This is a genomic window from Chloroflexus sp. (genome assembly GCF_034432675.1).
In the GTDB taxonomy this organism is placed as follows: Bacteria; Chloroflexota; Chloroflexia; order Chloroflexales; family Chloroflexaceae; genus Chloroflexus.
The window spans coordinates 1-12,142 of record NZ_DAOUBI010000198.1 but is presented as its reverse complement, the minus strand read 5'-3'; the positions used below and the strand labels follow the sequence as shown (position 1 = coordinate 12,142).

General features: G+C 54.3%; 8 protein-coding genes and 1 pseudogene. 5 read left to right on the top strand and 4 right to left on the bottom strand.

The genetic code is table 11. The features are described from left to right. Nucleotides 1–185, bottom strand: a pseudogene (locus tag VAE55_RS15050) (hypothetical protein); the annotation flags it as partial. Nucleotides 186–1,294: 1,109 nt separating this feature from the next. Here VAE55_RS15050 and VAE55_RS15045 point away from each other — a divergent pair. The 5 genes from VAE55_RS15045 to VAE55_RS15025 all read left to right on the top strand — a co-directional run bounded on the left by VAE55_RS15045 (nucleotide 1,295) and on the right by VAE55_RS15025 (nucleotide 7,369). Further along, on the top strand, nucleotides 1,295–2,326 hold the full coding sequence (locus VAE55_RS15045) for a LacI family DNA-binding transcriptional regulator (protein WP_322816557.1): 1,032 nt from the start codon (nucleotides 1,295–1,297) through the stop codon (nucleotides 2,324–2,326). A 108-nt stretch (nucleotides 2,327–2,434) separates the two neighbouring features. Then, nucleotides 2,435–3,769, top strand: coding sequence for an ABC transporter substrate-binding protein (locus VAE55_RS15040; protein ID WP_322816556.1), 1,335 nt, complete (start codon nucleotides 2,435–2,437; stop codon nucleotides 3,767–3,769). 96 nt (nucleotides 3,770–3,865) lie between these two features. Then, entirely contained in the window at nucleotides 3,866–5,002 is a 1,137-nt protein-coding gene (locus VAE55_RS15035; protein ID WP_322816555.1) for a sugar ABC transporter permease, read from the top strand. Continuing rightward, the gene (locus VAE55_RS15030; protein ID WP_322816554.1) at nucleotides 4,999–5,919 is read left to right on the top strand and encodes a carbohydrate ABC transporter permease; all 921 of its coding nucleotides are present in this window, start codon (nucleotides 4,999–5,001) and stop codon (nucleotides 5,917–5,919) included. Before VAE55_RS15035 ends, VAE55_RS15030 begins: the two co-directional genes overlap by 4 nt. Before the next feature lie 40 nt (nucleotides 5,920–5,959). After that, complete coding sequence (locus VAE55_RS15025) at nucleotides 5,960–7,369, top strand: glycoside hydrolase family 32 protein (RefSeq protein WP_322816553.1); 1,410 nt, start codon at nucleotides 5,960–5,962, stop codon at nucleotides 7,367–7,369. Nucleotides 7,370–7,375: 6 nt separating this feature from the next. On the opposite strand, the gene VAE55_RS15020 is transcribed toward VAE55_RS15025, so the two are convergent. The 3 genes from VAE55_RS15020 to VAE55_RS15010 all read right to left on the bottom strand — a co-directional run bounded on the left by VAE55_RS15020 (nucleotide 7,376) and on the right by VAE55_RS15010 (nucleotide 11,869). Continuing rightward, on the bottom strand, nucleotides 7,376–9,217 hold the full coding sequence (locus VAE55_RS15020) for an SLC13 family permease (RefSeq protein ID WP_322816552.1): 1,842 nt from the start codon (nucleotides 9,215–9,217) through the stop codon (nucleotides 7,376–7,378). Between the two features lie 103 nt (nucleotides 9,218–9,320). Continuing rightward, a complete protein-coding gene (locus VAE55_RS15015; protein WP_322816551.1) occupies nucleotides 9,321–10,019 on the bottom strand; it encodes a 3'-5' exonuclease in 699 nt (232 codons plus the stop codon). Between the two features lie 8 nt (nucleotides 10,020–10,027). After that, nucleotides 10,028–11,869: a DUF294 nucleotidyltransferase-like domain-containing protein gene (locus VAE55_RS15010; RefSeq protein WP_322816550.1), complete on the bottom strand. Its 1,842-nt coding sequence runs from the start codon at nucleotides 11,867–11,869 to the stop codon at nucleotides 10,028–10,030. Nucleotides 11,870–12,142: the final 273 nt, after the last annotated feature.

Below are 12,142 nucleotides of genomic sequence, written 5' to 3'. Positions count from 1 at the left end.
AAAACATCTACTAGGAAGGTATCACATTCAATGCCGACCGCTTCCATGATCGTGACGAGGACACCCGGCATTCGCATGACCAGCCGGGTCAATGACCTGACACGTGCCAGATCGCGAGCACGGCTGGCGCGGCAGCATGGCTGCCGCACTCCAAACGTCGCGACACGCGCATAATGAGCGGGCAAGGCAACCAATCCAGCGCATGATGGCACCGGAGATGGTTGTGAGAGCGTGACAGTACAGCGTTTTTTGAAATGAGTTCTAGCAACGTGAGTTGCCATAACCTCGCAAAGTAGGGTTTGCCTCAGCACCGTGTAGGGCAAGCGCCAGTATTGCGCTACACGGTGCATATAATCTATCTTTGCCTCGCCATGTAGAAGAGACAACACTACAGTGAGTAAATTATCAGATACCCTGGGGCAGGTTGCGCAGCCTGCTACCTCTACGCTATGCGGTCAGAACCGCCAGGTGGGGAATGTTTCATACATACAGACATAGCCCGGCAGGACGCAGAGAGCGCACTGTCATACACTCCTCTCAATGCTGATAATCGGCGTCAATCATCCTACGCGCTGTGAGTGGACAGCAATTATGCTGCTGACATCCTGTGCTGCCGACGGTGCAGCGTGATTTGTGCCATTTGGTAACTATTGACAAGTCTGGTATTATAACGAAACAACCCCTGTTCAAATCTGTGGTACGGCAAAGTTAGCTCGCACATCAACAAAGATGGAATTATGCTGAGCGTATTGCTACGATTGCCCACAGACATCTCATCCATCCTAACGATAGGATGATCGGGAAAGAGCATCCACGCCGACAGATAGCTCACGATAGTGTAGCAACTACCGACCATTCCATCGGCAACATACGGGCTGAAGTGCCATGCATACGAACGATAATCAGCCGGATTGGTACGGAAGCCTGGTTTCTGCACACCGTGTGGCGTCCGGTAGGAAGCACTGACAGGATAAGCGTGTCATTTCAGCGAGAGTACTGAAGTCATTGCACGCATCATTAACAGGCGAGATGACCATGACCGAGATGACCATGACGAGGATGCACATCGTCCCTGCGACCAGCAGGGTGACTGGCACAACACACACCTGCCAGCTAGCGCAGTGGGATTGGAAGCATGGCTTCCGCACTCCAAACTCCACGACACGCCCATCACTGAGCGGGAGAAGTAGCCAATCTGGCAGGTTATTGATCAGCCCTTGACAAACTATGTAAGACTGTGTTAACCTGTAAGTCGAATTAGTAATTCGTTTTAGTTCAGCTAAAGATACGGTCAATGAACGACCAATCTCGTCCAAAACGGAACCATCCGCCATCCATGTACGACGTGGCGCGACTGGCCGGCGTTTCGCAGACCACAGTATCATTCGTGGTCAACAATGTTACGAGCGCTGCCATTAGTCAGGAAACACGCGACCGGGTCTGGGCGGCCATTCATACTCTTGGCTGGCGTCCCAATGCGGTGGCGCGTAGTTTGCGTACCCGACACTCACAAACGCTAGGGCTGATCTCCGACGAGGTCGTCACCTCTCCCTATGCAGTACGCATGATTTTGGGCGCACAAGAAGCCGCATGGAATAATCGTCAGATGCTCCTGGTAGTTAATACCAGTGGTCAGCAGGATATCGAGCAGACAGCGCTGCAATTTATGCTAGAACGCCAAGTTGAGGGCTTGATTTACGCAACCATGTATCACCATGAAGTAACACCACCGACTGGAATCACGACAGTACCAACAATGCTGGTCAACTGCTTCGTGGCCGACCGGTCGTTACCGGCAATCATTCCTGACGAAGTACAGGGCGGTTATACTGCGACGGAAACCTTGATCCTGCGAGGACACCGCCGGATCGCCTTTATTAACGAGATCATTCCAATGCCGGCTCTGTTTGGTCGTCTGGAAGGGTACCGGCGGGCACTAACCGATTATGGTTTACCGTTTGATCAGACACTAGTACGCAGTTGTCATTCCAATGCCCGGGATGCGTTTAGCGTAGCCCGTAATCTACTCGAACGACCTGATCGGCCAACTGCCATCTTCTGCTTCAACGACAAGATGGCGATGGGCGTGTATGATGCGATCAAGCGGCTAGGCTTGCGCATTCCCCAGGACATGGCGGTTATTGGATTTGACAATCTCGAACTCATCGCAGCTCAACTCTATCCACCACTCACTACCATCGAGCTACCACACTACGAGATGGGCAAACGAGCCGTAGAACTATTGCAATCGCTGCCCGCAGGAGAGAGCCTGCCACCGACTCAGCACTATATCCCCTGCCCGTTGATTGAACGGGCATCAGTATAGCTATTGTCCGTAACATTACACGTCATGGAAAGGAGGTGTCTTTGTCACAATAACCACTTTTTAACGGATTGTCAAAGTTGACTGTAACTCATGGAAGGAGCTAGAACCATGTTTCGTTCGCGTTTGAGCTTTCTGATTGTGCTGATGGCTGTGGTCAGCCTTGTACTGGCGGCGTGTGGCGGCGGTGGGCAAACGACTCAACCAACCCAACCGGCCGGTGGGACAGGAAATCAGACATCTACCGGTGAGCAGAAGCGTGTCACCATTCTCGGTGCATTCGGCGGTGGTGAAGCCGATGCTTTTGAGGAAGTCATTAAGGTTTTCGAGGCCGCCAACCCGGATATCGATGTCATTTACACCGGTGTGAATGATTTCGATACGCAGATTGTTGTACGTGTACAGGCAGGTGATCCGCCGGACATCGCCGGCTTTCCACAACCGGGTGGTGCTGCTCGGCTGGCTGCTGAGGGCAATCTTGTTCCCTTGTGGCCAGAAATCATTGCCCAGATTGATAAAAACTACGCACCGTTCTGGAAGGAACTAGGTACGTTCGATGGAACCCCCTATGGTGTATTCCATCGCGTTAACGCCAAAGGATTCATCTGGTACAACAAGCCTGCCTTCGAAGCTGCCGGCTACACGGTACCAACCACCTGGGATGAGTTGAAAGCTCTAACTGAGCGGATGAAGGCTAACGGGCATACGCCGTGGTGCGAAGGAATCGAGTCGGGCGCTGCTACCGGCTGGAAAGGCACCGACTGGATTGAGAACATTATGTTGCGCACCCAAACCACGGCAACCTACGACCGGTGGATTTCGGGTGAATTACCCTTCAGCTCGCCAGAAGTGAAGCGTGCCTTCGAGATATTGGGTGAAACCTGGTTCACCGATGGCAATGTCTACGGTGGTCGGCAGTCGATTGTGTTGACCAACTTTGGTGATGCGGCAACCTTCCTCTTCACCGATCCACCGAATTGCTGGCTCCACATGCAAGGGAGCTTTGTGACTAACTTCTTCCAGGATTCGGTCAAAGCCGATCTGGACAACAAGGTTGGCCTGTTCGTGATGCCACCAATTGACCCGAACGTAACGCCGGCTCTCGAAGTTGGTGGTGACGTTTTCGTCATGCTGAAAGGTCGGGATCGGCCAGAAGTACGCAAGTTCATGGAATTCATGGCAACTGGTGCTGCTGCTGATCCATGGATCCGACAGGGTGGTGGTATCTTCCCGCACAAGGATCAGAATCTGAGCCTCTACCCAACCTCGATTGAGCGCCAGGTTGCCGAAGCGATCCTGGCAGCTCAGGCAGCACGCTTCGACGCTTCAGACGCGATGCCGGCAGCAGTGAATGCCGCTTTCTGGAAGGGAATGACCGACTGGGCAAGTGGCAATCGCGATCTTGATACCGTCCTGCAAGAAATTGACGCATCTCGTAATCAGTAGTCGGTAGTTCGCCATGGCGGGTAGTGTATACCCGCCATCCTCCATTACCCGATCGCGATAGAGAGTGGCAATGCTGCCACTCAAGGAGGATTTCTGATGCGACCAACACGTGAAATCAGCCGATCTCCAGAAGTAGGCGGCATCGGGGTCTTTTTGTCAACCGCCCTCGGTCGTCTCCTGGTGTCGATCTTTGTGCCGGCCATTACGTTTTTTGTCCTGTATCAGGTCTTTATCTTCCTCCGCGACACCCAGATCCCGCAGTGGATTACAGCCATTATTGCTATTTTGTGGGGTGTCGGTGGCGTGTTGGCGCTCTATACACTCTCAAACTATCTGATCGAGCAGTTAGACCCGGCCTGGCGCAGGCGCCTGATTCCCTTTGTGTTCGTGGGTCCGGCACTGGCCATTTTGACCTGGTACCTGGTTTTGCCGACTATCCGCTCATTTATTGCCAGTCTTTACGACGCCCGTGGTCTCAATTTTGTTGGGCTTGATAACTATATCTACGCCTTTACCAGCCAGGAGATGTTGCAATCGTACCGCAACAACTTCCTCTTCTGGATGATCTTCGGTACCGGTATGAGTGTCGGCTTCGGCCTGCTGATTGCCGTGCTTGTAGATCGAACGCACCCAGTCTTTGAGACAATTTGCAAGGCGCTGATCTTTATGCCGATGGTGATTTCCGGTGTCGGTGCTTCGGTGATCTGGAAATTCATCTACGAGTATCGCCCGACCGGCTCGACCCAGATCGGATTGTTAAACGGGATCATCACTGCCCTGGGCTTTGAATCGCAAGGCTGGCTCTTGTTGCAGCCATTGAATAACCTTTTTCTGGTGATCATTATGGTCTGGCTGCAGACCGGGTATTCGATGGTCATTATTTCGGCGGCCATTAAAGCCATTCCCGCTGATTTGCTGGAAGCGGGACGCATCGACGGTGCAAACGAGTTTCAAATCTTCCGCAGCATCATTTTGCCGTCGATTCAGGGCACGTTGATTACGGTCACCACGACGATCATCCTCTTTACGTTAAAGATTTTTGACATTGTACAGTCGATGACGGGTGGTAACTTCGGGACACAGGTTATCGCCAATGTGCAGTACGTTCAATTGTTCCGCCAGGTGCATAACGGACGGGCCGCAGCCATTGCGATTATCTTGCTACTGGCGGTGTTGCCGGTGATGTACTACAACTTGCGGCAATTTGGCAAGCAGACGGAGGCCTTCCGATGACAACGACAACTCTTGCAACACCACGCCATCGCCGTCGCTTTCGTTTCGGCACGTTCATGGTGTATGTGGTGATGATTATCATCACGCTATTCTGGATTACGCCAACGGTCGGTTTGCTGGTCAGTTCATTCCGTCCGGCTGATGATGTGAAAACGAGCGGCTGGTGGACGGTTGTCACCAATCCGGATAAGGCCCGTTTTACGCTCGATAACTATCGCACAGTACTCGGTCTCCCCGTTGCCGGTCGTGCAGCACCGACCGGCGGCAGTCGGGTTGGGATGGAGGTCGCGCTGATCAATACCCTAACTGTCGCCCTGCCGGCAACAATCATTCCGATCTTAATTGCTGCGTTCGCCGCCTATGGCTTCGCCTGGATCGATTTTCCCGGTCGGCGTGCACTGTTTATTCTGGTAGTGGCGATGCTGGTGGTGCCACTCCAAATTTCGCTGGTACCAATTTTGCGTGACTACGTGGCACTGCAACTCGGCGGAACGTATCTTGGGGTCTGGTTGGCCCACACCGGGTTCGGTTTGCCCCTCGCCGTCTATCTGCTCTACAACTACATCAGCACAATCCCGCGTGATATTTTCGAGTCGGCCTTTCTCGATGGCGCAACCCACTTTACGATCTTTACCCGTCTGATCTTGCCACTCTCGACACCGGCACTGGCCAGCTTTGCCATCTTTCAATTCCTCTGGACCTGGAATGACCTGCTGGTGGCGCTGGTCTTCCTCGGTGCTGAACCACGGGTCCAGGTCGTTACCCAACGCCTGCTGAGTCTGCTCGGCCAGTTCGGTCAGGAGTGGCATCTGCTTACGTCCGGCGCCTTTATTTCGATGATCGTGCCACTGATCGTCTTCTTCTCGCTCCAGCGCTTCTTCGTGCGTGGTCTGATGGCAGGCTCGGTGAAGGGATAAGACACTACCGTTCTGACAATCTCCATGGGAAGGTGACCCTATGGCAGGCGATCAACAACGTCCGCGTTACCACTTTTTGCCGCCAGCAAACTGGATGAACGACCCGAATGGGCTTATTCAATGGGAAGACACGTTTCACTTGTTTTATCAGTACAACCCCGCCGGCGCATATCATCGCCAGATCCATTGGGGTCACGCAACCAGTCACGATTTGATCCACTGGCAACATCAGCCACTTGCCCTTTCACCGACACCAGGTGGTGCTGATGCTGATGGTTGCTGGTCGGGCTGTGCCGTGAATGATCATGGCACACCTACCCTGATCTACACCGGCTTTCGGTTGCCTGAAGTACAACAACCGTGCCTGGCAGTCAGTCACGATGGTCTACAAACCTGGCAGAAGTGGCCTGAGCCGATCATTGCTGCACCACCGCCAGACCTCGATCTGCTGGGCTTTCGCGACCATACTGTCTGGCAGGAACAGGGGGTTTGGCACATGCTGATCGGGTCGGGTATTCGCGGTCAGGGTGGTACCGTCTTGCTGTATCGCTCGCCCGATTTACGATACTGGGAATACGCAGGTCCACTCTTGATCGGTGATGCCGGTCAGTTCGACCCGGTCTGGACGGGCCTGCTCTGGGAGTGTCCAGACTTTTTCGCGCTAGGCGACCAGCAGGTGCTCGTCTGCTCGGCCTGGGATCAACGACCATACTACACGATTGCGATGATCGGCGCGTATTGGGATGGCCGCTTCGTCCTGCATACAACCCACAAACTAGATTATGGTGACGCTCATTTCTACGCGCCTCAAACCATGCCGATCCGCGATGGAAGGCGCATCATGTTTGCCTGGTCAATGGAGGGACGAAGCGATCATTCCATCGCAGCAGCAGGCTGGGCCGGGGTGATGACGCTACCACGCGAGGTGAAGATAGCCGGTGATGGTCAGATCGTAACATTGCCGGTAAATGAAATCCAGCAGTTACGTCAACACGAGATCGTTGTCCCAGTAACGCGGGTCATGCCGCACGACATCCACTGGTTGCCCGTTCACGGTGCGCAGCTTGAGGTAGAGTTAGTCCTGCGCCCACCACGGCATGGAACGTGCACCGTCATGCTGCGGGCCAGCCCCGACGGCAGCGAAGCGACCATTTTGCGCTACAACAGCCAAACCGCAACCCTCACCCTCGACCGGCGCCGGTCGAGTCTGGCCGGTGATGTCTGGCGTGACGCTCACCACGCCCCCCTTGCTCTGCACAACGATGAGCCGTTAGTGCTGCGCATCTTTCTTGATGCCTCGCTGATTGAAGTCTTTGCCAACGAACGCCGTTCGATCACCAGTCGTATCTACCCAACCCGCCCTGACAGTATAGGTATTGCGATTTGTGCCGACGAGGCTGCGGTTGATCTCCTCGCCGGACGGGTGTGGGAGATGGCTGGAATCTGGTAGCTTGCATTACCACGGAAAGAAGACCGGCACCAGAATCAGACTAATTACCATCACGAGCAATTGCAACGGGACACCAGCTCGGACATAGTCAATAAAGCGATATTCACCTGGTGCCAGCACCAGCGTATTCACCGGGGAAGCAATCGGGGTGGCAAAGGCGGTCGAGGCTGCAAGTGCTGCCGTGATCAATAGAGGTTCGGGGGCCAGGGTCAATTGATCAGCAACGCCGAGGGCAATCGGTATAATGAGAACGGCAGTCGCCGTATCCGAGATGAACTGGCTCAACAGGCTGGTAACGATGAAGATACCGGCCAGCACAACCAATGGTGAAAAGTCACCCAGCACACTGACCAGTTGTTCAGCGATGAACGCTGCCCCGCCAGTCTTCGTGAGCGCAGTTGCCATTGGCAGCATCGCAGCAATCAGGACCAGACTCTCCCAGTTGAGCCGACGATAGACCCCACTGAGCGGCACGCAACCGCTCAACACCATGGCGACCGCGGCCAGCAAGGCGACGGTCACAATCGGCAACCAACCGGCAGCCATCACGATCAACATGAGGAGCATGATAGTAATTGCCAGCCAGGAACGCCAATCAAGTTGCCGACCGGTTATTGCCATATCGCATGGGAAGGCGACCACCACCAGATCGCCAGCGGTTTGCTGTGTCCGAACAATTTCCTGTAATTGATTGGGAGCACCTGCCACCAGCAGCGTATCACCGAAGCGTAACGGCTCGTTGACAAGATCGCCTTGAAATGGCTGACCGAGGCGCCGTACACCCAACACGGTCACACCGAAAAGCTGACGTAATTCAGCCCTGGCAATAGTCTGCCCTTCAAAGCGCGAGCGCGGTGTTAATGCCACTTCTATGATGTGAAGGTCTAGCCCGAATGGAAGACTCGACGATAGAGCCTGGACAACAACTCCCTCCTGGCGGCAAAATCGTTCGATTGCGCCTTCGTCGCCTATCACATCGAGCAGATCACCTGCCAGAATCCGCGTTGCCGATGTAACGGCCCGTGGTGAACCCGGTTCTGGCCGTGATCCAGGCCAGCGTCGTACCCCAACAACTGTAATACCGTAGCGATTCTGGAGCCGCAGTTCAGACAGCGTGTGTCCGGCCAGTGGCGAATCGGCTAACACCCGTACCTGCACGAGGTCTTGGGTCAGGAAATAGTCAGCAGCCAGTTCAGCCAGGGTTGGCCCCCGCTCCACTTCAGACACCGGTACATCACGCACCGGCAACAGCCAGTGGTCAAACCAGGCCACTGTGAGCGTAATCATAACCAGAATGGTCATCCCAATTGGCGTAAAGCTGAAAAAGCCGAGAGATGGCCGCCCGGCACTTACCAATGCCTCTGCCGCAATCAGATTGGGTGGCGTTCCAATTAATGTCAACATACCACCGGTGAGCGCAGCATAGGCGAGAGGCAACAGCAGACGAGCAGGACTGATCCCTGCCCGGCGAGCCAGGCTTAGCGCCACCGGGATCATAATTGCCACGGTACCGGTCGAGCTGATAAACGCCGACAGAAACGCAACCGGAATCATCAAAGTTACCAACATCCGACGCTCACTCTGCCCGGCGATACCACCCAGTTTATTACCAATCCAGGCCGCAACCCCGGTCTGCAGCAACCCATCACCAACGATCATCAATGCCGCAATCAATATGACCGTCGTATCACCAAAACCGGCGGCTGCTTCAGCCGGAGTTAGAATCCCGCCGAGCATCAGTGCAAGCATACCGAGCACTGCTACAAGATCGATCTGGATTCGATCAGTGGTGAAAAGTACAATCATGCAGAGCAGGATGAAAAAGATCAGAATGATTTCAAATGTCATGAGCTGACTTGTTGTACAACTCTCGCCTGGCAACACTACTGGCATCGCCATTGTCAGACTATCAACTAAACACACACCCAGCGACGACCAGCCACAGATGTGCCTACACCCCTCCAGCCCGGATCAGACCGGCCAGATTACTTTGCCCCTGATCGGCCAGTATCGTTGCCTGTGCGATAAAGAGCTGGGCTGTTGTCACCGCATCATTCAGCGCGTTATGCTGGGCATACACCGGCAACCCAAGCGCCGTTGCCAGACCACGCAACTCAATTGCGGGATCGGACATATCGTGTGGTTGTTCGCCCAACCAGCGCGCATTCATATGGAGTGTAAGTGCCAGACGAGCAGTATCCAGAATTGGTCGCCGCAACTTACCACCAAACGGCTTCAGTGCGGCATTAATGAAACGAACATCCACTTGCGCCACATGCACAACTAACACCCGCCCGGCAATGCGACAAAGCAACTCGGCAAGCACCTCTTCTGCAGGCAACGCATTCTGTAGCTCTGCCGGTGTCAAATGATGTACCCGAATACTTTCGATACTCGGTTCACGATCAGGAGGCGGTTTGATCAGCGAATACCAGGTCTGTTTAAGTAAAACCCGCCCATTCTCAACATTCACCGCACCAACGGCAATCAAGGCATCACGACGGATATCAAGTCCGGTAGTTTCGACATCGATCACAGTATAGGGAACTTCCCGCCACGGTAAACGCCGATCAGGTTCGGGAAAGGCTTCATATGCCCGCACAAAATCAGCCGGTGGCGTGCGTTGAAACAGTCGCGACCAAAACGCCATAGAAACCTCTACGCCAATCGATCAGTTTGAAACATCAGCGCCACGCCACGTTGGACAGAGGCAATCGCCTGCAAGGACTCTTTGACTTCACGACGTTCACGCGGTCCCAGTTGATGAAAATTGACCAGATTATCCGGTGGCAAACCAAGCGCAATCTGCTTTTGCTGATGGTGCAATCGTAAACTGGAGAGCAACTCAAACGCGCTGATCAGGTTATCGGCATCTTCGTGACTCAGCACGCCGGCAGCTTTGGCTGCCCGCAAGCGGGCAATCGTATTTGTTTCATTACTACGGGCTTCAAGGGCAAACAAACGTGCCAGATCAACCACCATTGCCGTTCCTCGCAGCTTGAGATCAAGCAGATCGCGCTGATCACCACGTCGTTCGAGCGCAACCTGACGAAAGAAGGTCAACGGCGCCGGCTGTCGCAACGCAGCGCGGGCCAGGCGAGCCATAAAGATGCGATGTTCGGTAGCGTGCTGAGTTATTGTGCGCAGAACAGGTTCGGCGGGCAACTGACCATACACCTGCCGGTAGTCAAAAAAGATTGCAATACGCAGCAACGACTCCTCATCGGGAATCTCGATCCAGCGCTGGAAATAGCGTTGCCAGGTAGCCAGTGACTGGCGCCACTCAGGATTGGTCGCCATAATGTTGCCTGGACAGCGCGGGAAACCACATTCAACCAGCCAATCAACCACCAGGGTAGCCAGTTGCTCAAAGTAACGGACATCATCTGCCGAAGCCGAGTCATCGTACACCAGCGCATTATCCTGATCGGTGCGTAACGTCTGTTCGTAACGTCCTTCGGAACCGAGCACAAGCCAGGCATACGGCACCGGCGGCGGTCCAAGCTGCACCTCGGCATCGTGGATCAGGCGTTGTAACAGAGCATCGTGCGCAACAGCCACTACCCGGCCAATATCACTGACCCGCGCTCCGGCAGCGGTCAGGGTAAAGACTGCATCAGCCACCTGATCGGTATAACGACGTAAATCGGCCAGCGATGTCGCCCGTTGCAACAGGCGCGGTAAAAAGAGCGGGCTGTTGCTCTGGCGGCGCAAAATATCGGTGTGGGTAACGACCCCTACGACCCGATCACCATCAACAAGGGGCAAGTGATGGACACCTCGCTCAAGCATCAGCAATAACCCCTCAAACGCCAGCGCGTCAGCCGCTATCGTTGTTGCCGGCACACTCATCACCTGGCGTACCGGCGTCGTATCCGGCAGCCCTTGAGCCAGTACCCGATTGCGCAAATCACGGTCGGTGATAATGCCGATAGGCGTATGTTCAACAATCAACGATGAAATCCGCTCGTCACGCATCAAACGGGCTGCATCGCCAACCGTCGCTTCTGGGCTAATCGATACCGGCGGACGAGCCACCAGATCGCGTAAACGGGTTTGAAACAGGGCAGGGTTGGATTCCGACTGTCGTGATTGCAGGGCATAGCCGAGCCGCTCGATAACCGAAGCAGCAAAGAACGCGGCAAACTGTGGTTGTTCAGCACGCAGACGATGAAAGATCGCACCGGGCAGTAAATAGAGCAGCGTATCGGTATGTGCACGAACGGTGACCAACGGTGGCTGGCCACGGATCAGCGAAGGATGACCAAACGCCTCGCCGGGGCCAAGCGTATCAACGACCTGATCTTCACTGCGCAGCAGATCGACAGAACCCTTACACACAATGTACAGAAACGACGATGGTTCGCCACCTTTGGTGAGAATGGTCTGCCCTGCCCGCACAAACTCAATCTGCAATTCACCGGCGATTTGACGCACAACCTGTTCGGGAAGGCGGTCAAAGGGTGGATACGAGCGTAAAAAGCGTGCGATCTCATCCATTGCGAAAACCTGTGCATCCAACAACAGCGAAACTATCAACGGCCAGTATTACAGGCCGGCAGTAATCATTTGCAAAAGGTGATAATAGCTTAACTGCCATAGCGCAATCATGCTACACACCGCTAGCAAAAGGAAACCGGGTTACGCCCTTATGATAACCGATATTGTCATCCTCTCGGTGATGAAAGCAGAGCAAAATAGAACTTATTTCAGAAAAAGCTGTCCTGTCGCGCTCGAATAACCATCTCCAGTGCCATCACGCGCTGCATTGGT